The organism is Devosia sp. A449, assembly GCF_054489375.1.
In genome coordinates this window covers 200,384-223,491 of the sequence record NZ_JBTMWU010000003.1, presented here as the reverse complement: position 1 = coordinate 223,491, position 23,108 = coordinate 200,384, and the positions used below count along the sequence as shown (strand labels likewise).

Below are 23,108 nucleotides of genomic sequence, written 5' to 3'. Positions count from 1 at the left end.
TTACGACGCCCAGGCGGCGAAGACTTTGCCGAACAGAGCCTGGGCCGTCTCATCCTTTTCGAGGGTGAGGATGGCGTTGCGGCCGGTGCCATAAACCACGGCCAGATCCATCCACTGGCGATTTTCCAGCAGATCGGTGTTGGTGGTGGCGTCGGCCGGGGTCGCGCTCAGCGCGAACAGGAACGAGTTGCCGACAACACGCGCCGAGGCGCCGACCAGCGCCGTGCCCGGCACCAGTTCCTGGTCCTTCAGCAGCACGCCCGGCAGATTGGCGATGGTGCCGCCGATAAAGGTGTCGCTCACCTTGAAATCGACTTCCATCAGATGGCTGGCCGGCAGGCTCGGATCGGAGTTCTTGCGGATGGTGATGTCGACGCCCAGATTGCGCGCCGGAATGCTGGCCGTGCCCTTGAGCGTCGGCAGGCCGAGTTCATCGACACCTTCGCTCCACTCCACCGTGCCCGAGAATGGCACGGCGCCCGTGCTGCCGTCCTGGCTGGCTTCGAGCAGCAGCGACTGGCTGCCTGCCAGCACCGCCGGATCGACTGAGGCGGCCGGATCATTGGCCGCTGCCAGCGCCGTGGCTTCCGCATCGGGCAAGCGCTCTTCGCTCTTGATTTCGCCGCCGCTTACATCGGGCAGGACGGTTTCATTGCCCGTCGGCTGCACCGGTACGGGCGTCGGCTCAAGCCGATCTTCCAGTTCGAGCCCGCCAAGCCCGGAATTGGCCTCGCCGCTGGTCGGCGTCGGCGTGGTATTGCCGGGGCCCGCCGCGACATCGCTATTATCGGCCGGCTGCACCGGATCAAGAGTCGGCGTCGTGGGCGCCGCATCGGTGGTTTCGGTCACCGGGGCCGATGCCTGGCCAAACATCTGGTCGAGATCGACATAGCCCTCGCGCCAGGCCCAGAAGCCGCCGCCGCCGACACCGGCCAGCAGGATGGCAAAGACCACGAGGAAAATGGTGAGGCCGCCGCCACCGCGCGACACCGGTGTCCGGGCAAAACCGGCATCGTCGCTGTCCTCGGCAGGCGGCATGGAAAAACTATTCGGCGCTGGCTCGGGCGGGGGCGGCGTGGTTTCGCCGCGCGCCTCACGGTCCAGCGTTTCAATGGCGCGCTCGATGACGCCCTGGGCTTCGCTCGGATCGGGCTCGACCTCGACTTCACGAACACTGGAGAGCGCCGTTTCGACCGGCTCGGTTTCGACGACGCCGACCGGCATGGTGACCTGCTGGCGGGCGACGCCCTGCCCGCCCATCGACGGCTCGATGCGGGTTGTGGTGCGGGCCGGCTCGGCGGTGGAATTGGCGGCCAGACGCTGCGCATCGCGGCGCGGCTCGAAACTCGGCGCCTTGAGCGGGGTTTCCAGCGGCCGCACATTGGAGGCCGGTGGCAGTGGAGTGACCGGCACCGACGGCCCCACGATGCTGGGCACGGCACGCGGCTCAAGCTTGGCGGGCTCGGCCGGCTTGGCTTCGTCCTCAACCAGCGTCACCTGGGCACTCGAAGCCTGCGAGATGATGTCCTCGATCGACATCGCGGCAGGCGGAGGGGCAGCAACAGGCGCGGGCTCGGGTTCAACCGGCTTGGGCGTCTCGGCCGCCGGCGCAGGCCGGCTGGGCTCGACGACCGGTGCCGGTTCGGCTGCCACTGGTGCAGGCCGGCTGGGTGCAATGGGTGGTGGAGCAGCGGGTTCGACCGCCGCCGGCCGGGCAACGGGCGGCGTGATCGGATGGGGCGCCAACGCATGTTCGCGCCCCAGCGTGATGACCGCTTCGCTGGCTTCCTGTTCGACCTGACGGATACAATCTTCGAGCTGCAGGCGGTGCTGGGTGATGTCACGCGCCGGCAACGGGGGTGTGATGGCGCGCAATTGGCCAACGAGGGCCGAACGCGCCTTCTCATAAACCGCCCGCCGGGCGGCCCCATTATTCTCCGGCAGCGCCGAGATGGCGCGGCGCAACAGCTCCTTGTAGTCCGCCATTGGTCAGTTGGTACTCACAATTGCAGCGACGTCTTGTAACAAAAAATATCAGTCTTGGAATGGGTCAACGACAAGGATCGTATCCAGCCGCTCCGGGCTCGTCGACAGCATGGCGACGGGCGCCCCAATCTGCTCCTCGATAAAGCGGACATATTTGATCGCCTGCGCCGGCAATTCGGCCCATGTGCGAGCGCCGGCAGTAGTCTCGGACCAGCCTTCAAGCGTCTCATAAATCGGCTTAACGCGGGCTTGTGCCCCCATTGAGGCAGGCAAATAATCAATCCGTGATCCGTCCAGCTCGTAGCCGACACAGACCTTGATCTCCTTGAGGCCATCCAGCACGTCGAGCTTGGTCAGCGCAATGCCCGTAATGCCCGAGGTCTTGACGGTCTGGCGTACCAGCACCGCATCGAACCAGCCGCAACGGCGCGGCCGGCCGGTATTGACGCCGACTTCCTTGCCGACAATGGCCAGATGCTCGCCGATCTCGTCATCCAGTTCGCAAGGGAACGGGCCTTCGCCGACGCGGGTCGTATAGGCCTTAGTGATGCCCAGCACATAGCCGATGGCGGTGGGGCCAAGGCCCGAACCGGCCGCAGCCTGGCCGGCAACGGTGTTGGATGAGGTGACGAAGGGATAGGTGCCGTGGTCATTGTCGAGCAAGGCGCCCTGCGCGCCTTCGAACAGGATGCGGGCGCCAGCCTTGCGCTTGTCGTCCAGTACCTGCCACACCCGGTCCATGAAGGGCAGGATTTCGGCGGAAACCGAGATCAGCTCGTCGTAAATCGTCTGCGCCGCAATCTCGGGCAGGCCCATGCCGCGCCGCAGCGCATTGTGGTGGCCGAGCAGGCGCTCAACCTTGACCATCAGCGTCTCGGGCTCGGACAAATCGATCAGGCGGATGGCGCGACGGCCAACCTTGTCTTCATAGGCCGGGCCAATACCGCGCTTGGTGGTGCCGATCTTGAGACCCGACGTGGAATCCTCGCGGATCGCATCCAGCTCGCGATGCAGCGACAGAATCAGCGGCGCGTTGTCGGCGATGCGCAGAATTTCCGGGGTGATCTTGACGCCCTGCGCGCGCAGCTTGGCCATTTCGGCGACGAAATGATGCGGATCGACGACCACGCCATTACCGATGACCGACAGCTTGCCCTGCACCAGACCCGAGGGCAGCAGCGCCAGCTTGTAGCTGACTCCGTCGATGACCAGCGTGTGGCCGGCATTGTGGCCACCATGATAGCGCACTACCACATCGGCGCGCTCGGAAAGCCAATCGACGATCTTGCCCTTGCCCTCGTCACCCCACTGCGAGCCGACGACAACCACATTAGCCATAGAAATACCTTCTCCAGGATAGGCGCGACATAAAGGGCCCGATCGCTCCGATCGCTCCCTTCTCCAGATATTGGACGTCCGTTCCTCCGGCAACCCTTGGCACACATTCCATCGGGGCCGAATAACTGCTAAGTCCGACTGTCCTTACATCACCCGTGCCCCGATGACAAAGCCGCTAAAACACGAAAACCGCGGCATTTCCGCTGGACTGCTCGAGCAACCCTATCTGTTGCTGGTTCTGGCACCCCTGTTTTGGGGTGGCAATGTGGTCGCGGCCAAGCTGGTGGTGGGGGAAATCGACCCGCTGCTGCTGCTGGCCTCGCGGTGCCTCGGGGCGACGCTGTTCATCTTCCCCTTTGCCTGGCGTTTCCTCGCTGCCGACTGGCCGGTGATCCGCCGCTATTGGCCGCTGCTGATGATGTATGGCGTGGTCGGCTATGCGCTATTCAACGTCTTTCTCTATGTCGGCCTGACCACCACCACGGCGGTCAATTCCTCCATCGAGCAGGCCGCATTGCCGATGCTGATCATGGCGGCCAACTTCATCATCTTCCGCGTCCGCGCCACCTGGCTGCAGATCGTCGGCGTGCTGACCGCCATTTTCGGGGTGATTCTGGTGGCCACCCATGGCGACCCGACCCGCATCCTGACGCTCGATATCAATGTCGGCGACGGCTATGTGATTCTCGCCTGCCTGACCTACACCGCCTATACGCTGGCGCTGAAATACCGCCCGCAAATGCACATCATGAGTTTCATGACCGTCACCTTTTCGGGAGCGGCGCTGGCCGGGCTGGTGATCCTGCAACTATTCGGCGGCGGGCTGGGCCAGTTCGCCACCCTGACCGAGGCCTCGCCGCTGGTCTGGGGCGTCATCATCTATGTGATGATTTTCCCCTCGATGTTCAGCCAGGTATCCTATGCGCGCGGCGTCGAACTGGTCGGCGCCAACCGCGCCGCACCCAGCCACAATCTCATTCCGGTGTTCGGCGCGCTGGGCTCGGTACTGATCCTGGGCGAACGGCTGGAGCTGTATCACTATCTGGCGGCCGGCATCATCATCGGCGGCATCGTGCTGGCCGAATGGGCCGCGCGTCGGCGGACGGCGGCGCTGGCGACGCGATAGCGTTCTTCCCTTCTCCCCTTGAGGGAGAAGGTGGCGCGCAGCGCCGGATGAGGGGTCGCCTCCACGAGCATAAAAGCATGGGGATACTCGGCACCCCTCACCCTGTTCGCCGCTGAACGCGGACGAACTGTCCCTCTCCCTCAAGGTGAGAGGGACGATGGTACCAAACAAAAAAGGCCGGTGCTCACGCACCGGCCTTTTTCATCAAATTACGCCTGCCCTAGAAATGCAGCGCTTTAGCCTGCTTGACGCCCTCAAGCGCAGCAATCTCTGCCAGCTGTGCTTCGGTCAGCGTGCCGTCGATGGAGACCAGCGCGATGGCGTCGGCGCCAACATCGGCACGGCCGAGGTTGAAGTTGGCGATGTTGATGCCCAGCGTACCGAGCAGCGTGCCCAGACGGCCGATATGACCCGGCTTATCCTCATTGGTCACATACAGCATGGACGGCGTCAGCTCGGCTTCCATGTTGATGTCCTTGACCTGGATGATGCGCGACTTGCCATTGGCGAACAGCGTACCGGCCACGCCGCGCACCTGCCGCTCGGTGGTCACCGTCAGGCGGATATAGCCTTCATAGGCGCCCTGGCGGTCCCGGTTGGTGGTTTCCACCGTGATGCCGCGATCCTTGGCGATCTGCGGCGCCGAGACCATGTTCACATCGCCCAGCGAGGGCTTCAGCACGCCATTGATGGCGGCCGCGATCATCGGCTTGGTGTTGAGCTCGGCCACATTGCCCTCGAACTCGATCTTGATGCCCGTGATCGCCGTCTCGGTGAGCTGGCCGGCAAACAGACCCAGCGCTTCCGCCAGCTTGACCCATGGGGTCAGCAGCGGCGCTTCCTCGGCAGAGATCGACGGGAAGTTCAGCGCATTCGTGATTTCACCGCTCATCAGATAGGCCGAAATCTGTTCGGCCACCTGCAGCGCCACATTTTCCTGCGCTTCGGTGGTCGCCGCACCCAGATGGGGGGTGCAGATGACGTTGGGCAGATCGAAAAGCGGATTGTTCTCGGCCGGCTCCTGCAGGAACACGTCGAGCGCCGCGCCGGCAACCTGGCCGGATTTGAGCGCGTCGAACAGCGCCGCTTCGTCGATCAGACCGCCACGGGCGCAGTTGATGATGCGCACGCCCTTCTTGGTCTTGGCCAAAGCGGCCGCGTCGAGGATGTTGCGGGTCGCATCGATCAGCGGCGTATGCAGGGTGATGAAATCGGCGCGGCCCAGCAGCTCGTCCAGATCGACCTTTTCGACGCCCAGCGTCTGGGCGCGCTCGGGGGAGAGGAACGGATCAAAGGCAATGACCTTCATGCGCAGACCCAGCGCGCGGTCGGCAACGATGGAGCCGATATTGCCGGCGCCGATCAGGCCCAGCGTCTTGTTGGTGACCTCGACGCCCATGAAGCGGTTCTTTTCCCACTTGCTGGCGCGGGTCGACGCGTCGGCCTCGGGCAGCTGGCGGGCCAGCGCCATCATCATGGCAATGGCATGCTCGGCGGTGGTGATCGAATTGCCGAAGGGGGTGTTCATCACAATGATGCCCTTCTTGGTCGCCGCCGGAATGTCGACATTGTCGACACCGATGCCGGCGCGGCCGATGACCTTGAGATTGGTCGCGGCAGCAATGATCTTTTCGGTCACCTTGGTGGCCGAGCGGATGGCGAGGCCATCATACTGGCCGATGACTTCGAGCAGCTTTTCCTTGTCCTTGCCCAGATCGGGCAAATAATCCACCTCGACGCCATTGTCCTTGAAGATCTGGACGGCGGTTGGGCTGAGCTTGTCGGAAACGAGAACTTTTGGCATGGGAATTTCCCTGAATTTTGAGTGGGGTTCCCCTCCCGGAACAGCTCCGAGTATTGAGCGCGATAGCGCCACAAACTCGATCAGCACCTCCCCCTTGATGGGGGAGGCTGGGAGGGGGTGGAGTCGTTAAGCCGCAGCCTTGAGCAGCGCCTTTTCCTCGGCAAAAGCCCAGTCGAGCCACGGCGTCAGCGCCGCCAGATCGGAGGCTTCCACCGTGCAGCCGGCCCAGATGCGCAGGCCCGCCGGAGCGTCCTTGTAGGAGCCGAAATCATAGCCGACGCCGAGCTTGTCGAGGCGGGACACTATGGCCTTGGCAAACGCCGCCTGACCATCGGCATCGAGCGCGGCGATCTCGGGATCGGTGATCGACAGGCACACCGAAGTGTTGGAACGCTGATCGACGTTCTTGGCCAGGAAATCCACCCAGTCGGTTTTGGCAACCCAGTCGGCCAGCACCGTGAAATTGGCGTCGGCGCGAGCCTGCATGGCCTTGAGGCCGCCGATGTCCAGACCCCACTTCATCGCGTCGACCGCGTCTTCGATGCACAGCATCGAGACGGTATTGATGGTCTCGGCCTTGAAGATTCCTTCGATCAGCTTGCCGCCCTTGGTCATGCGGAAAATCTTGGGCAGCGGGCGGTCGGGCTTGAAGCTTTCCAGACGCTCAACGGCGCGCGGCGACAGGATCAGGATGCCGTGTGCGGCTTCGCCACCCAGCGCCTTCTGCCAGGAGAAGGTCACCACATCGAGCTTGGCGAAATCGAGGTCCTGCGCAAACGCCGCCGAGGTGGCGTCGCAAATGGTCAGGCCCGCACGGTCGGCCGGGATCCAGTCCGCATTCGGCACGCGCACACCCGAAGTGGTGCCGTTCCAGGTGAAGACCACGTCGCGGTTGAAATCCACCTGCGCCAGATCGGGCAATTCGCCATAGGGCGCCTCGAGCACGCGGACGTCATCGAGCTTGAGCTGCTTCTGCACGTCGGTGACCCAGCCGGCCCCGAAGGATTCCCAGGCCAGCATGTCAACGCCGCGGGCGCCAAGGGCGCTCCACAGGAACATTTCTACCGCGCCGGTATCGGAAGCGGGGACAATGCCGATGCGATAATCGGCCGGAACTTCGAGCAGTTCGCGGGTCAGATCGATGGCTTGCTGGATGCGGGCCTTGGCCGGCTTGGCGCGGTGCGAACGGCCGGTCAGCGCGTCGGCAAGCACCTCAAGAGTCCAACCAGGACGCTTGGAGCATGGGCCCGACGAAAAATTTGGATTGGCCGGTTTTACCGCCGGTGCGGTTTGGGGCGTAATAGCCATCTTCAGCGACCCTCCCAGGTCTATGCGTCTCGCGTTAGGGCGAGATGTCCTAAGGCGGGAAATACGCCTGTGCCGAAGCGGCGTCAATGGGGTCCTATTGCGGAATGTGAAAAAGCGGCGATCACCTCGCCGCTTTTTGTTCGCATCGTCAGGGCCGTGGCCCGCTTACTGCAGGCGCGCTTGCACCATCTGGCGCAGCAGGCCGAGATCCTTGGCAAAGGCGCGGATGCCTTCGGCCAGTTTCTCGGTCGCCATGGCGTCTTCGTTCAGCAGCCAGCGGAAGGCCTGCTCGTCCACCTGCAGCGGTGGCGCGGCCGTCACCTGCTGCGGATCGAGCTTGCGCACCAGCACGCCCTCGTCCTGCGCCAGCGCCTCAAGCAATTGCGGGGAAATGGTCAGGCGGTCGCAACCGGCCAGCGCTTCGATTTCACCGACATTGCGGAAGGAGGCACCCATCACCACGGTCGAAATGCCGTTGGCGCGGTAGTAATTGTAGATCTCGCGGACGGATTTGACCCCAGGATCATCCTCGGGCCCATAAACCTGCCCGGTGCTCTTGGCGTACCAATCCATGATGCGCCCGACAAAGGGCGAAATCAGGAACGCCTTGGCGTCGGCACAGGCTACGGCCTGCACCTTGGAGAAGATCAGCGTCAGATTGCAGTCGATGCCTTCGCTCTGCAGCACTTCGGCGGCGCGCACGCCTTCCCAGGTGGCCGCCAGCTTGATCAGGATGCGCTCACGGCCGACGCCGCGCTTGTCATAATCGGCAATGATCTCGCGACCCCGCCGGACCGAGCCGGCAATGTCGAAGGACAGATCGGCATCCACCTCGGTGGAGACCCGGCCGGGGACCAGTTCCGCCAGCGCGACGCCCACCGAAACCGCAAGCCGGTCGGCCACGGCCTTGACCACGCCGTCCGACGATCCGGTCTGCTGCCGGCCCCACTGCACGGCCTCCTCGACGGCAAACGCCAGTTGCGGCGTGTTGAGCGCCTTGAGGACGATGGTGGGATTGGTGGTGCAATCGGTGGGCCGCAGCGCCCGCACTGCATCAATATCGCCGGTATCGGCAACCACCGTCGTATAGGTCCGTAACTGATCGAGTTTGGAAACCATTCGCGCCTTCTATCCTGAATGTAGCTGTCCCAACGGCCGGACCTGGGAGCGGCGCCGGCCTGGGCAGATGATTGAAACGATTAGTGTTTTTCTTGCAGTAGCAAATCTGCCGTGTCGGAATCCGTCGCCAGATGGCTGACATAACCACCCCGCATGCTGGCGCGGATGGCGTCGACCTTGTCCGGCCCGAACGCGATTCCCAGCCGCGTCGGCACCGCCTTGAGCTGCGCCAGCGAGATCGAGATGGTGCGATCATCGAGATCGGAATGCAGCATCTTGCCGTCGGCATCGAAGAACCGCGCGCAGATCGATCCGGCGGCCTTGCGCTCGATCAGCTCGGCCAGGTGAGCCTGGTCGAACAACCCATGCTGGAAGGTTGATGAGCCGGGCGCCATGCCGCCAATACCGATGATAGCCACGCTCAGGCGCTGCATCCGTTCGAACACCGCCACCGCCGCGTCAGAGGCCACGATAGCCTGGGCAATCCCGGCATTGGGCACCACCGCCGGCACCGGCAGCATCCAGGCCTGACCGCCCAGTTTCTCGGCCAAAGCCCGGCAAATCTCGCTGGTTCCCGACGCCGATTCGGCCCGCGCGACGCCGCCGATCAGGGTGATAACTTCAACATCGGCCGAGCGGCCGCGTTGCATTTCGGCGACGGTGGCGGCGACGGCGCGGCCGTTGGAGACGCCGAAAATGCTGCCGCGCGCGACCAGATCGCGGATTACGCGGGCGGTGGATTGGGCCAATTGCTGTTCGGTGGCGGCGTAGCTGTCCATGGTGGGGACGACGCAGGCATTGCTCAGGCCGAATTTGCGGACCAGCTCAGCCTCTTTGGCGAACTGGCGATAAGCGCTTGATACGACACGGGTTTCGACGAAGCCGAGGGCCAGCGCCTTTTGCAGATACCGGCTGATCGTCGCCGGCGAGACCTCCATTTTGGTGGCGATCTCGGCCTGCGGCAGTCGGTCTTCGTAATGCAAACGGGCGATCTCGAGAATGCGGTCGAGGTCGCGATAGGGTCTGGACATGACGTGATGCTAGCGCAGTCCAAACCAATCAGCAACGCAAAATCACCTCATCTAGCCGGGTAAACGCAACCTATTTCACAGCGGTGCTGACAGCATGCTGGCAGATTTCTTGCGATTTTCTGGCATTTAGCTTGCCAGCGCTCCGATCAGTTCGGCGTCATCGAAGGGTTTGCAGAACACGCGCTGGGCGCCCCAGACTTCGGCCAGGGTCAGCATGGTTTCGGTACTGAGACCGGGGCCGCCACCGGTCATGCCAAAAACCCGCAAATTCGGCTTGAGCTTGCGGCAGGCCTTGATCACCGCGACACCATCCAGGCCGGGCATCCATAGGTCAGTCAACAGGACATCGAAATCCCGCTCCGATAATTGTTGCAGGGCCGCCGCGCCGCTTTCGGCGGTTTCAACCTGCCAGCCGGCCGCTGCGACCGTGATGGCGAGCGATTGGCGCACCGCGAAATGGTCGTCGACGATCAGGATCGAGGGCTGTTGCGTCACGTCGCGTCTCCATGGGATGCGGGGAAATACATATCGAGGCGGGAACCCTGTCCCGGCTGGCTGAAAATGGCGAGGGTGCCGCCATGCTCGGCCACCAATTGCTTGACCACGACGAGGCCAATGCCGGCCGCCTGCCCCTCGGGCTTGGTGGAGACGAAAGCCTCGGTGACCCGCGCCAGCAGCGCCTGGCTCATGCCCTCGCCCTGATCGGTGACAGAGAGCATGGCGCCATCGTCCCTGGGCGTCAGGTCGATGCTGATGATGCCACTATCATCGGAAGCGCGGCGCGCATTGGCGACGACATTGATCAGAATTTGCAGGATGTCGCCGGGCCGCACCAGCACCTTGGGCACGGCCGCCAGACGGGTTTCCAATTGCACAGTAGCGGGCAGGATCAGGCGCAGGGTGGCGATGGCGTCCTGCACGGCGACGTCGATCTCGCGCCGGGGTGTCGTCAGCTCCGTGTTGCGCGCCCCGACCTTGAGAATCTGCCCCACCACGCTGATGGCCTGCTGCGCCGCCAGATCGATCAGATCGAGCATGCGGCCGGCGGTTGGCGCGTTGGCCACATGGTCGCGCAGCCCCTTGGACATATTGACGATGGGCTGGATCACATTGTTGATTTCGTGCGCGACGATGGCCGCCAGACTGCCCAGCGAAATCAGCTGCCGTTCCTGCTGGCGCTGATTTTCCTGGTCGATGGCCACCGTCACGTCGCGCAGGATCGCCCGGAAATGCGGCGCGTCGGATGCGGCGGCGCCGCTGAGGCTGAACCAGCGCGGATCGTCCGGCGCGCCAGAGGCGAAAATGTGATTGTTGAGCGGCCGCCGATCCCGCGCCGCCTCGGTCAGCAGATCCTGCGCGCGGGGCGGCAACCCGCCGGCAATGGCCTCCCCGGCCCCACCGCCGGCGAAATAGATCAGCTTTCCCGCCGCATCGATTTCGACATAGATATCGCCGCCAATGCGGGCAAAGCTTTCGAGCCGCTGCAGCAGCGCCTGGGTGCGTTGGCGCAGGCGCGCTTCGCGGCGATACAGCTCCATCGGCGTCACCACCGAGAATAGCAGCAGCGACAGCGCCAGGCCGAAATAGAGGCCGTTGAGCGCCATGGCACTGGCCGCCTGACCCGGCGCGGTATCGAGCTGGAGCCGCAGCAGGCCCGTGGCCACCAGCGGCAGCCACAGGATGACAAACAGGATAGCGCGGCGGGGTGCATGGCGCGCGCCCAACACCAGCAGCAGTGCCAGCACCGCTGCCGCTGCAATGCCGATATAGGGCAGCACGCGCCGCAGCAATCCTGTATCGGCCAGTCCATCAAGGAAGGCCGCGACGCCAATCAGCAGCAGGCCCCCGGCCAAAATGTCGATAGCGCGCCGCAGCCGCCATGATCGCCGTCCGAGATAGAGGAAGCGGACGGAGAAACTCAAAAACGCCGCGTAGAACAGCACCGAGGCTGACAGGGAGAGGGCGCGGGCCAGCACCAGTGCGCCCGGCAGCAGATGGGTTTCGAGCATGGCCTGATCGCCGGCCACATAGAGCGCGGCAAACAGCATGGCGGCGGCGAGACTGAAATAGATGCCCTGCCGCTGCACCAGACCCAGCGGCACCAGATAGACCACCGTGGCGGCCATCATGCCCAGCAACAGCGCCAGCCCGATAGTGCTGCGGGCATAGAGGGTGATGAATTGCGGCTCCGGGGCCAGATAGAGCGTCGCCCGCATCGATGATCCGGTGACGATGCGCGCATAGAGCGCGTCGGCCTGCATCGCCGCTACCGTCAATTCGAAGACGGGAAACCGGTAGCTGGTTTGGGCGTCCCGCGTGAAATGCTGCTCGGTGCGCTGCGCTCCCGGGCCGACAGCATAGAGATCGACGGCGCGAAACCGTGGCTCCTCCATCGACAGCACATAGGGGGCAGCGAACTCGGTCGGGATCAGTGCCCGCAACTCGGCCAGTGGCAGGCGCAGCCAGAATGCGGTCTGTGGCGTGCTGCGCACCCCCAGATTGGGGGCGCTGCCATCGGCGGCAGCAAACAGAGCCGGCTGCGCCAGCAGATCGTCCAGCGTCACGGCGCCGCTGGGATCGACATAGGCCTCGGCCAAGCCGCCGATTTCGAGCCGTTGCTCGGCGCGCTGGCTGAGGCCATAGAGCAGCGCCGCCAGCAAGGGCAACATGACCAGCAGCAGGCTGACAATGCTGCGCCGCTCGATCCGCGCCGTGTGGATCGCGTGCTGGTCCAGCGCGATGTCGCTATTGCGGCTCGCCATCGTGCAACACCCGGATCATGTCCTCCAAGAACCGCGCAATGATCTCGCGTTCCGGCCCATCATAGCGTTCGAACACGCTGCGCGCCTTGAGCAGCGGGTCCATCTGCAACAGCGCCGCCCCCTCCTCGGTCAATTCGAGCGCCGTCGCCCGCCCGCGCCCGGCCGGGCCGGCGGTCTTGAGGTAGCCTTTGGCGATCAGGGTGCGCACCGTGCGCGCCACCGAGCCATGCTCCTGCCCCTGAAAGCGCGCCAGATCGGAGGAGGTACGCAATTGCGGCGGCATCCGCTCGATATAGCGCAAAGCCGCCCACTGGGCCGGAAACAGCGCCTGCACATGGGCCTGCGAATGCAGCCGCCGCGCCACCTGATCGAGCAGATTGGCCAGCGACGGCGTGGGGATCAGCGGGTCTGCCAAACGAATTGCCTCAACTTGTCTGCCCGTCCCAGCACGGCCCATTTGCCTAAGCTATGCCGCGAATATCGCCCCCTGTCACGCCTTGACTGTGCAGCGACGAGCTAAATATGCTCACTGAACATTTATGGGGGCGGCAATGAGCAACAGGCATCTGGGACAGGGGCGGCGAAAGGCGTGGCGGTTGGGTGTGGCGGCAACACTCATCACGCTATCGGCGGCTCCCATGGCGCTGGCGCAGGAGTTGCGCAGCGGATCGGCGCTGGCGGGCGTGCAATGGCCGGTTTCGGCCTATGACTGGTCCGACGGTCCCGGCGGGCCGCGCCAACTGCTGCTGGAGCAAGGGGCGGCTGAGCTGGGCGGCACTTGCAGCCCGACGCGCGAATTCCACGTCTGGAACCTGGTGGCTGAGGAAGAGCCCGAGCAATTCCGGGCCAGCATTCTGACCAGCTATGCAGCGGCCGGATGGACCCTGACCGAGCAGGCCGGCGTCACCCCGACGGTGTTTCTGACGACGAAGAATGCGGATCGCCTGGTGCTCTGGCTCAATGAGCTGCCCGAGGATCATGCGCTGGCGCTGTTCAGCTGTCGGCTGGAAGGGGCGACGCCGGCGGCGGCGATCAGTTCGTCGACCAGCGACAGTCAGAGCATTGCGCCCACGGATTACTCATGGGTCATCAGCCTGATCGGGCTGGGCTTCGTCGGCCTGGGGGTGGTTTTAGGCGGCCTCGGGCTGCGGAAACGCCGACGGGCGCAGGCATCGGCTGCCTGGGACGAGGTGCCGGCGCTGATCGTTTCGAGCATCGTCGACAGGAATGAAATGATCCGCGAGCGTTCGGGCGAGGACAATATCGTCTATACGCCGATCATCCATTACAGCTATGTCTATGACGGCAAAGCCTATGAGGGGAAGCGGCTGCGCTTCGGCTCCAGCGGCACCGACGAGCAGGCCGACGCCGAAGCAATTGTCGCCCAATACATTCCCGGCGCGACCGTGACGGCGCGGGTCAATCCGCAGGAACCAGGCGTGGCGACGCTGCTGGTCGATGTGCCATCGCGGGCCGGGACGTTTCTGTTTCCCATCTTGCTGGCGATTGCCGGCGCCTTCATCCTGTCCGCCGGACAATCCTTTTTGCCCTGACCAAAGCAGCATCGGGCCGGCTGCGGCGGGCCCGATGCGCTGGCGTCAGCTATCCAGCGCGGCGCAGCTCTCCCAATCATAGGACAGCGCTTCGCCGGCATAAATTTTTGTCCAGACGGTTTTGCCATAGGACCGGCCCAGCTCGTAGCGATCGCTCTCGCCCATGCCGGCCTCGACCATCAGATCGTCGCCGCGCTCCAGCAGCCGGTTCCCCACGGCCTCGAGCTTTTCCGCCGTTTCGGCATCGCCGTCAGTCTTGGTAATCTGGGCCGTGGCCAGAAAACCGGCGCCGCACACCATAAGCTTGTCGATCTCGACTTCACGCAGCGCCGCTTCGGCCACCGCCACCAGCTCGGCGCAGACTGAGGGATCAAACCCGATATCGAGCTCATCGCTCAGCACCGCGTCCATTTCAGCGGCATAATGGCCCCCAAGCCGCTCGCGTTCGGCTGCGTCCATGCCCAGATCGGTGAGCATGGCATCGGCGCGGATCATCAGGACCTCGCCCATCTGCTGCAATCTGGCGGCTTCCTCAGGCGTATTGTCCATCCCAGGGTCATCGGCCACCAGCAGATAGGCGCTGCCGCAGCGCAGATGCGATTTGGTCGGCTCGTCCATCGTGGCCGCCTGGGCCGGCAGGGGCAGCAGCACGCCCAGACCCAGAGCAAGGCAGAGCAGTCCTCTAAGCATGTCGGTTATCCTTGTGCGGGCAGCATCACTGCTCCGGTTTTTCGCGCTCAGTCACGTCGTTCAAACCCTTGAGGGCGACTGCAACACCGGCATCGGCGGCGCGCTGATACCACTGCCGCGCCAAGGCCAGATCCTGCTTTACGCCCAGCCCCTTTTCATAGTGATCGCCCAGATTGTTCCAGGCGATCGGCTGGCCGAGATCGGCGGCCTCACGGGTCCAATGCAGCGCCTTGGCATAGTCGCGGGCCACGCCCTCGCCGCTCGCATAGGCATGTCCGAGCATAGTCATGGCGGTGGGCTCGCCCAGCGCGGCGGCCTGCTGCAACAGGACGGCGGCATGGACCAGGTCGCGCGCCACGCCATTGCCCTCGCTATACATGACGGCCAGATTGGCGATGGCCAGCGGTTCGCCCGCTGCGGCCGCGCGCGCGAATAAAGCCACGGCGCGCGGGGCATCGACGGCGGTGCCGAACCCGCTAGAATAAAAATGTCCGAGCTGATTGACCGCCAGCGAGTCGCCCAGATCGGCGGCATGCTGATAATATTGCGCCGCCACGGCATAATCCTGCTGCACGCCCAGCCCGGCCTCATGCAGCCAGCCCAGATAATAGAGGCCATAGGGGTCGCCCTGCCCGGCCGCCAGCTCGGCCAGTCGCCGCGCCTCCACCAGATCAACGGCTACGCCGAGGCCTTCGCCATACATCGACGCCAGATTGGCCTGGGCGCGCGAAAAGCCCTGATCGGCGGCCAGCCGGTAATAGCGCACCGCCTGTTCGGCATCGGCGTTGACGCCCAGGCCGAAATCATAGGCCCGCCCGAGCCCGCGTTGCGCCGGCGCAAACCCCGCCTCGGCCAGCGGCGTGAGCAGGCTGACGGCGCGCGCCGGATCGGGCGTCAGATGGCGGCTATCGAGCAGATAAATGGCGTAAAGCGCCGTGCCGAGTTGGCTGCCGCCAGCGGTGGCACGTTCAAGATAGGGCAACGCCGCCGCCGGCTGGAACGCTTCGGCATAGGCATGGCCCAGCCAGGCGGCGATGTCAGGGGACGCTGGATCGTCGGCAAGCGCCGCCGCGCAGACTGCGATGGCCCGGTCTGGATCGGCGATGCGCTGGGGGTGATGGGCAAAACCACGCTCGAAGGGCGAGGCGGCCAGCTTGGCACAATCCTCGCCCGCCCCCGCCTGAGCCGGCGCCACCAGCAGCATCGCCAAGGCGACCGAACCCAGCATGCGATCGGACCTGCCCACAGCACCCCTCCAAACTGCTCACTGAATAGTTAGTGGCAAAATTCGGTGCTGGCAAGGTGGCCCACAAACAAAAATCGGCGCCCTTGCGGACGCCGATTGGGGTCGATTGAGGCTGCGGCCCGTGGCAGGCCGCCGCGCCGATCAGTTGAAGCGGTAGCGCAAGGTACCGCGCACTTCATGCAGCCAGGCATTGTCGACCCAGGCCGCCGAGGTGCCAGCCGCCGAATTGTTGATCTGGTTGATATAGACAGCGCGATAGCCGACATCGGCGACAACAGCACCGAAATCATAGCCGACGCCGACCATGCCGGCCGCAGCCAGCGAGCTGTTATTGCCATCAGGCATCGTCGTGCCCACCGGGCCCTGCACCGCCAGATTGTTGAACGCCATACCGGCGCCGGCACCGACATAACCAAACGCGCCACCGGCTGCGCCATAGCCATAGGACTGGCCGAAAGCGAAGTCGTAGTAAACGTTGGCCAGCGCAATGGTCGAGCGCAGGGTGCCCTTATAGTCGCCGGGGAAAGCCCCGCCGGCCTTGGAGACGGTCAGGCCGCTATTGTGGACATAATCCACCGTGGCATCGACGCGCAGGCCAGTGCCGGTTTCGTAACCGAAGCCGGCGCCGACACTATAGCCGTAGCCCCAGGCCGTGATCGGATCGACCGCCAGGGTGAAGGCCCCGCCGCAGCCGAAGCAGTCATAGCCCTTGCCGTCCTTGCCCCACAGCCCATTGCCGGCCGCGCTGCCGCGCAGGTAGAACGAGCCGGCGACGCCGTAATCCACATCGGGAATATCGATGATTGGCGGATAGTCAGGAAAATCCGCGGCTAACGCCGGGGCAGCGACAAGGGCGGCTCCTGCCACCATGATCGCAGCGATAAGCTTACGCATTTGAAAATGTCCTTTGATTGCCACGACGCTAATGTGTTGCGGCCCAATATCGGACAATTTCCTTAAAGCTCACTTAACCTAAAGATTTAACCCTAACGAGACATGAGCGCGCTGTTGCTAGTCGAGGACAAGTAAACCGCGCGGCGCGATTATTAGCGGTCAGGCGATTTCGCGAATCGCCGCTTCCACTGCGGCGACGACGCTGGTGACCAGCGCCGCATCATCGGCCTCGCCCATGACGCGGATCACCGGCTCGGTGCCCGAAGCCCGCACCACCAGCCGCCCGCCCTTGCCCAGCATGGCTTCGCCATCGGCAATGGCCTGGATGACCAGCTTGTGCTCAAGCGGCTTGCCGGCCTTGAATTTCACATTGCGCAGCAGCTGCGGCACCTTGGTGAAGCGGGTGCAGATTTCCGAAACCGTGCGCTCCTGCAGCTTGAGCACCGCCAGCAATTGCAGCGCCGCCACGAGGCCATCGCCGGTGGTGGTGAAATCGGACAGGATGATGTGGCCCGACTGCTCGCCGCCGACATTGAAGCCCTTGTCGCGCATGGCTTCGAGCACATAGCGGTCGCCCACCTGGGTGCGCTCGAGGGTGAGACCCAGCGAGGTCAGGTAACGCTCAAGGCCCAGATTGGACATGATGGTGGCGACGATGCCGCCGCCGACCAGCATTTCACGCTCCAGCCAGCTCTGGGCGATCACCGCCATGAACTGGTCGCCATCGACCACTTCGCCCTTTTCATCGACGATGATGACGCGGTCGGCGTCGCCATCCAGCGCAATGCCGATATCGGCGCGCACTTCCTTGACCTTGGCCGCCACGGCCTCGGGGGCGGTCGAGCCGACCTTGTCGTTGATATTGAAGCCATCGGGCTTGTCGCCGATGGTGAAGACTTCCGCCCCCAGCTCCCACAGCGCGATCGGCGCGACCTTGTAGGCCGCGCCATTGGCGCAATCGAGCACCACGCGCAGCCCGGCTAGATCGGTGTTTCGCGGCAAGGTGCGCTTGGCATATTCGATGTAGCGGGTACGGGCTTCCTCGTCGCGATGCGCCCGGCCGATGCCGCGCCCATGCGCCAGCGACGCCGACATATCGCTATCGATCAGTCGCTCGATCTCGGCTTCCACCGCATCGCTGAGCTTGTAGCCATCGGGGCGGAACAGCTTGATGCCGTTGTCGTCATAAGGATTGTGCGACGCCGAGATCATCACGCCCAGATCGGCGCGCAGCGAGCGCGTCAGCATGGCCACGGCCGGAGTCGGCATCGGCCCGAGCAGATAGACATCCATGCCCACGGCGGTGAAGCCGGCGGTCAGCGCCTGTTCGAGCATATAGCCCGAGCGGCGCGTATCCTTGCCGATCACCACGCGATTGCGATGTTCACCGCGCACGAATTTCTGCCCGGCCGCCATGCCGACGCGCAGCGCCAGTTCCGGTGTCAGCTTGTCGCCATTGGCGAGCCCGCGAATTCCATCCGTACCGAAATACTTGCGTGACATGATCTGTTGTTCTCCCGGTCCGACGCGTCGAATAATACCACTTCTGGGCGAAATAGCGGAGATTTCGCCCAAGCAAAAGGGCCGCCTCGCGGCGGCCCCTTAAAATTTACTGGCCCATCAACTATTGGGCTGCGGCTCAAGCCCGGTTTCGGGCGGCGCATCGGGACGCTTCTTGCTGGTTTTGCCAGCCGAAGGGACGCCGCTCGCCTTGGGTGGCGCCGTGCCATCTTCGTCCGGGCGGGTCGGCTGCACACCATCCATCAGGGCACGCAACTCGTCGCCGGTCAGCGTCTCGAACTCGAGCAGCGCCTGGGCAATCGCCTCCCACTGGTCGTGGTAGGTGGTCAGGATGTCCTTGGCCGAAGCCTCGCCATCCTCGATCAGCTTGCGCACTTCCTGGTCGATGATGCGGGCCGTGTCATCCGACATATGCTGGCTCTGCGTCACCGAATGGCCGAGGAACACTTCCTGGTCATTGGACTTGTAGCGCACGCGGCCGAGCTTTTCGCTCATGCCCCATTCCATCACCATCGAGCGGGCGAGACTGGTCGCCATCTGGATGTCACCGGAGGCGCCACTGGTGACCTTTTCCGGACCGAACTTGATGATCTCGGCCTCGCGGCCACCGAACAGCATGGTCAGGCGGGCCAAAGCCTTTTCGCGGGAGAACGAATAGGTATCGCTCTCGGGCAGGGTCATCACCATGCCCAGGGCACGGCCGCGCGGAATGATGGTGGCCTTGTGGATCGGGTCGATGCCGGCAACCTTGAGCGCGATGATGGCGTGGCCAGCTTCGTGATAGGCGGTCAGCTTCTTCTCGTCCTCGGACATGGCCATGGTGCGGCGCTCGGCGCCCATCATGATCTTGTCCTTGGCGTCTTCGAATTCGGCATGGGTGACGAAGCGCTTGTTGCGCCGCGCCGCCATCAGCGCCGCCTCGTTGACGAGGTTCATCAGGTCAGCGCCGGAGAAGCCGGGCGTACCACGAGCCAGAACCTTCAGATCGACGTCGGGCGCCAGCGGCACCTTGCGGACGTGAACCTTGAGCACCTTTTCGCGGCCAGCCACATCCGGGTTGGGCACCACGACCTGACGGTCGAAGCGGCCGGGACGCAGCAGCGCCGGGTCCAGCACGTCGGGACGGTTGGTGGCAGCGATCAGGATGATGCCTTCATTGGCTTCAAAGCCGTCCATCTCGACCAGCAGCTGGTTGAGGGTCTGCTCGCGTTCGTCGTTACCGCCGCCGAGACCGGCGCCACGCTGGCGACCGACGGCGTCGATTTCGTCAATGAAGATAATGCAGGGCGCGTTCTTCTTGGCCTGCTCGAACATGTCGCGGACGCGGCTGGCGCCGACACCGACGAACATTTCAACGAAGTCCGAACCCGAAATGGTGAAGAAGGGCACGCTGGCTTCGCCGGCAACCGAACGGGCCAGCAGCGTTTTACCGGTACCCGGCGGGCCGACCAGCAGCACGCCGCGCGGAATGCGGCCACCCAGGCGCTGGAACTTGCCCGGATCGCGCAGGAATTCGACGATTTCTTCGAGATCCTGCTTGGCCTCATCGACGCCAGCCACGTCCTCGAACGTCACCTTGCCATGCGATTCGGTGAGCAGCTTGGCGCGCGACTTGCCAAAACCCATCGCGCCGCCCTTACCGCCACCCTGCATCTGCCGGATGAAGAAGAACCACACGCCGATGATGACGATGAAGGGCAACCAGGAACTGAGCAGGATGGTCCAGAACGGGCTGGCCTCCGGCGCCTTGGCGGTGATCGACACGCCCTTGTCTTCCAGCCGCGAAATCACGTCGGCGCCATCGGGCAGCACGGTTTCAAACCGCGTGCCGTCGCGCAGCGCGCCGCTGACGATATTATTGGTAATGGTGACACTGGTCACACTGCCGGTTTCGACATCGGTGACGAACTGGCTGTAGCTCTTGTCGGACACGGAAATCGAGCGGGTCGACGACTGAAAGACCTGGAACAGGCCCATCAACATAAAGAGAATGACCAGCCAGATGGCGAAGTTGCGGAAATTTCCGTTCATCAATCCTGTCCCGGAGAGGCCGCACACACAGGGCGCGACGAGTAGTGCCGAATGTATGTCCGGCATTGGGGCGTTACAAGGGCATGACCTGCGGCCGTTTGTGCCCGCCGTCCAGTCATTTTAACGCGATTGGGTTAATGCGCAGTGGGGAAACGGGGTGGTTGGGGGGCGCGGGATGGCGGTCTTTCGTCCCCTCCCCCTTGAGGGGAGGGTCAGGGAGGGGGTCTTTCGCCTTGCGCGCTAGCCCATCGACCCCACCCTCGATCCCTCCCCTCAAGAGGGAGGGAAGGTCGACTGAGAAATCGCCCCTCAGTCCACCAACACCTGCACCTTGATCCGCTCATCAAATGACCAGCCGCCCAGCGCCAGCACGCCGCCGGCCGCATCGCGGACGATGGGGGCGGTGCGCAGGGCTTCGGCGGGGGCGGTGATCTTGGTGCCGAGGATGCGCTCGAGCCGGTGGCGCGGCAGATATTCGCCGACGCTGGCGGTGAAGCCGGCATCAGCCGAGAGATTGACGATGCGGAAGCGCTGCTCCCAGACCAGCTCGCCATGCGGGGGCAATGGCGCATCGGGCGGCAGCACCCGGCCCGGCTCGCGCGCCACCACAAAGGCCGCCTCCTTGAGCCGCACGACACAGCCAAGCAGCGTGGTGGTGCGGCTCAGGTTTTCCTCGACAATGGCGAGGCGCAATCGCTCCACCTGCCCCAACGCCCGCGGCTTCTGCCGGCCGCCGACAATATTGAGCACCCGGCCCAGCAGGCGGGTAGCAATGGCCGGGCTCAGCCCGACAAAAGGCGACATCTCGATGCTGGCGGCGCCAAAGCCATCGAATTGCACGATTTCGGTGAAGCAGGCATCGGCCATCTGGGCAATGGCGGCATCGGCCTCGCCCATGCGCTCGGCGAATTGCGCCAGCGTCGCCGCATCGAGTCCCAGCGCAGCCAATTGCGGCAGCGCCTGCCGCCAGCGCACGCGTTCGTAGTGCGGATCGTTATTGGAGGGGTCTTCGGAGGGCACCAGCCCCGCCGCATCGACCACGGCGCGCAACGCCGTCGGCTCGAGATCGAGCAGTGGGCGATGCACCAGCACGCCCTCGATCTGGGCCATGGCCGCCATGCCCTTGAGGCCTTCGACGCCGCTGCCATGCGCCAGCCGCATCAGCACGGTCTCGGCCTGATCCTGCCGGTGATGCGCCGTCAGCAACACGGAAACGCCATCCTCGACCATGGCCTGACCCATCAGCCGATAGCGGGCCATGCGGGCGGCCGCCTGCACGCCGCTGACCGGCTTGTCGCCGCTCCAGGCCAAAGCGCGGGCCACAAGACCGCGCATTTGCGCCGCCTGCACCACCGCCGCGACCTCGCTGGCCGCTTCGGGCCGCAGGCCGTGATCGACGGAATAGACCACGAGCCTGGGCGCATTGGGCAATTCGGCGGCCCAGCTATGCGCCAGCAGCAGCAGCGCCAGGCTGTCGGCCCCACCGGAGACGGCGAGGCCAATGGCCGGTTGGTCGGCTACGGCGGCGAACAGGGCTTGCAGGCCGGCCGCGCTATGAAGATCGGGACTTAGGCGGGCGGGCATTCGGCCCGTGTCTTCTCCTCGCTCAGCCGCGTCACAAAGGCTGGCGTCAGCGTGGTGTAGCGCTTGTCGACTTCGGCAAAGGTGCGGCAGGCGGTTTCGCGCTCGCCGGCGCCCGACAGTGCCATGCCCAGCTTGAGCAGCAGGTCTGGCGCGCGCGGGCTGTCCGGCACTTTCTGGAACGCGTTGAGCAACACGTCGGCCGCCTCGTCATAGGCGGCGCGCTGCAGCAGCACATCGCCGAGGAAATTGGCGGCGTCGGGCGCCTGCGCATTATCGGGATAGAGTTCGAGGAACTGGCCGAACTGATCCTCGGCAAAGGCATAGTCGGCCTTGACCAGCGCGTCATAGCCGGCGGCGAATTGCGCGTCGGCATCGGCATCGCCGGATTTGGCGGCGGCCGGATCATAGCTCAGATTGAGCGGTTGCCCGGTCACCAGATCGACGCCGCCACGGGCGCCGGTGCCGACCAGCGGATCGGCGGATTCGCCCAGCTCGTCAGTCGGCGCCGCGCCGTCATCGAAAGTGGGGTCGAATTCGATTTCGCCGGGCAGCGGCTGCACGCCCTGCTCGGGAATGACGGTCAGCGGCACGCCATTTTCATCGGCCGGCACGGCATTGGGGTCCTGCGGCAACACCTCGGGCTGCGTCACGCCGCCCGGTTGGGTTGCCGCCTCAGTTTTTCCCCCAGCACCGCCTTCCAGCGCCTGAAAGCGGAATTCATTGTCTTCGCCCATGCGGTTGACGATTTCCTGCATCTGCGTGAGCTGGAAGGTCAGGCCTTCGATCTGGCCATTGAGCAGGCGGATCTGTTCTTCGAGCTGCTGGATGCGCACCATCAACTGGGCCGCGTCCTGCGACTGGGCCACATGAATGCGCGCCGGGGCGGCATTGGTATAGGTGAGCCCGCCCAGTTCAGCCGGCGGTAGGCTGGTCTGCGCCGCCATGCCGGGAACGGTGATGCCAAGAGCCAGGGCCAGTGCGCAGAGCGCCGTCTTCCCCCCTCTGGTAAATGCCGAAAGCTTCAAAACAACGTCTCCAAGCGCGGGATGCGAACCCCCAACATGGGGCGGATGCACCTGCCGATAAAGGGCAATTTTGGTCAAAAAGAAGCGCCC

At 64.4% G+C, this 23,108-nt stretch carries 18 protein-coding genes; 2 read left to right on the top strand and 16 right to left on the bottom strand.

Annotated elements, in window-relative coordinates; all coding sequences use genetic code 11:
* Together ACX3OW_RS10295 and ACX3OW_RS10290 are read right to left on the bottom strand one after the other, a co-directional pair.
* Positions 1-1,986, bottom strand: coding sequence for a hypothetical protein (locus tag ACX3OW_RS10295; protein WP_459095682.1), 1,986 nt, complete (start codon positions 1,984-1,986; stop codon positions 1-3).
* A gap of 48 nt (positions 1,987-2,034) precedes the next feature.
* Entirely contained in the window at positions 2,035-3,324 is a 1,290-nt protein-coding gene (locus ACX3OW_RS10290; protein ID WP_459095681.1) for an adenylosuccinate synthase, read from the bottom strand.
* Positions 3,325-3,487: 163 nt separating this feature from the next.
* Between ACX3OW_RS10290 and ACX3OW_RS10285 the strand changes: the two genes are divergently transcribed.
* Entirely contained in the window at positions 3,488-4,450 is a 963-nt protein-coding gene (locus ACX3OW_RS10285; protein ID WP_459095680.1) for a DMT family transporter, read from the top strand.
* Positions 4,451-4,670: 220 nt separating this feature from the next.
* On the opposite strand, the gene serA is transcribed toward ACX3OW_RS10285, so the two are convergent.
* The 7 genes from serA to ACX3OW_RS10250 form a co-directional block, all read right to left on the bottom strand.
* The gene (gene serA, locus ACX3OW_RS10280) at positions 4,671-6,254 is read right to left on the bottom strand and encodes a phosphoglycerate dehydrogenase (RefSeq protein ID WP_459095679.1); all 1,584 of its coding nucleotides are present in this window, start codon (positions 6,252-6,254) and stop codon (positions 4,671-4,673) included.
* Between the two features lie 126 nt (positions 6,255-6,380).
* The gene (locus ACX3OW_RS10275) at positions 6,381-7,562 is read right to left on the bottom strand and encodes a phosphoserine transaminase (protein ID WP_459095678.1); all 1,182 of its coding nucleotides are present in this window, start codon (positions 7,560-7,562) and stop codon (positions 6,381-6,383) included.
* Positions 7,563-7,727: 165 nt separating this feature from the next.
* Positions 7,728-8,681, bottom strand: a complete 954-nt coding sequence (gene tal / locus ACX3OW_RS10270; protein WP_459095677.1) for a transaldolase — start codon at positions 8,679-8,681, stop codon at positions 7,728-7,730.
* A gap of 80 nt (positions 8,682-8,761) precedes the next feature.
* Entirely contained in the window at positions 8,762-9,712 is a 951-nt protein-coding gene (locus ACX3OW_RS10265; protein WP_459095676.1) for a sugar-binding transcriptional regulator, read from the bottom strand.
* A gap of 126 nt (positions 9,713-9,838) precedes the next feature.
* On the bottom strand, positions 9,839-10,207 hold the full coding sequence (locus ACX3OW_RS10260; protein ID WP_459095675.1) for a response regulator: 369 nt from the start codon (positions 10,205-10,207) through the stop codon (positions 9,839-9,841).
* The gene (locus ACX3OW_RS10255) at positions 10,204-12,474 is read right to left on the bottom strand and encodes an ATP-binding protein (RefSeq protein ID WP_459095674.1); all 2,271 of its coding nucleotides are present in this window, start codon (positions 12,472-12,474) and stop codon (positions 10,204-10,206) included. Before ACX3OW_RS10255 ends, ACX3OW_RS10260 begins: the two co-directional genes overlap by 4 nt.
* Positions 12,458-12,889, bottom strand: coding sequence for a MarR family winged helix-turn-helix transcriptional regulator (locus tag ACX3OW_RS10250; RefSeq protein ID WP_459095673.1), 432 nt, complete (start codon positions 12,887-12,889; stop codon positions 12,458-12,460). The genes ACX3OW_RS10255 and ACX3OW_RS10250 overlap by 17 nt, the downstream gene beginning before the upstream one ends.
* 136 nt (positions 12,890-13,025) lie before the next feature.
* Here ACX3OW_RS10250 and ACX3OW_RS10245 point away from each other — a divergent pair, with 136 nt between their 5' ends.
* The gene (locus tag ACX3OW_RS10245) at positions 13,026-14,027 is read left to right on the top strand and encodes a DUF3592 domain-containing protein (protein ID WP_459095672.1); all 1,002 of its coding nucleotides are present in this window, start codon (positions 13,026-13,028) and stop codon (positions 14,025-14,027) included.
* Positions 14,028-14,072: 45 nt separating this feature from the next.
* On the opposite strand, the gene ACX3OW_RS10240 is transcribed toward ACX3OW_RS10245, so the two are convergent.
* The 7 genes from ACX3OW_RS10240 to ACX3OW_RS10210 form a co-directional block, all read right to left on the bottom strand.
* Entirely contained in the window at positions 14,073-14,717 is a 645-nt protein-coding gene (locus ACX3OW_RS10240) for a hypothetical protein (protein WP_459095671.1), read from the bottom strand.
* Positions 14,718-14,742: 25 nt separating this feature from the next.
* On the bottom strand, positions 14,743-15,963 hold the full coding sequence (locus tag ACX3OW_RS10235; protein WP_459095670.1) for a tetratricopeptide repeat protein: 1,221 nt from the start codon (positions 15,961-15,963) through the stop codon (positions 14,743-14,745).
* A gap of 141 nt (positions 15,964-16,104) precedes the next feature.
* Positions 16,105-16,857, bottom strand: a complete 753-nt coding sequence (locus ACX3OW_RS10230; protein ID WP_459095669.1) for a hypothetical protein — start codon at positions 16,855-16,857, stop codon at positions 16,105-16,107.
* Positions 16,858-17,016: 159 nt separating this feature from the next.
* Positions 17,017-18,360, bottom strand: coding sequence for a phosphoglucosamine mutase (gene glmM, locus ACX3OW_RS10225; RefSeq protein ID WP_459095668.1), 1,344 nt, complete (start codon positions 18,358-18,360; stop codon positions 17,017-17,019).
* Between the two features lie 117 nt (positions 18,361-18,477).
* Complete coding sequence (ftsH, locus tag ACX3OW_RS10220) at positions 18,478-20,409, bottom strand: ATP-dependent zinc metalloprotease FtsH (RefSeq protein ID WP_459095667.1); 1,932 nt, start codon at positions 20,407-20,409, stop codon at positions 18,478-18,480.
* A 309-nt stretch (positions 20,410-20,718) separates the two neighbouring features.
* Positions 20,719-21,993 (bottom strand): tRNA lysidine(34) synthetase TilS, encoded by a 1,275-nt coding sequence (tilS, locus tag ACX3OW_RS10215; RefSeq protein WP_459095666.1) that lies wholly within the window; start codon positions 21,991-21,993, stop codon positions 20,719-20,721.
* Positions 21,978-23,018, bottom strand: a complete 1,041-nt coding sequence (locus ACX3OW_RS10210) for a hypothetical protein (protein ID WP_459095665.1) — start codon at positions 23,016-23,018, stop codon at positions 21,978-21,980. Before ACX3OW_RS10210 ends, tilS begins: the two co-directional genes overlap by 16 nt.
* Positions 23,019-23,108: the final 90 nt, after the last annotated feature.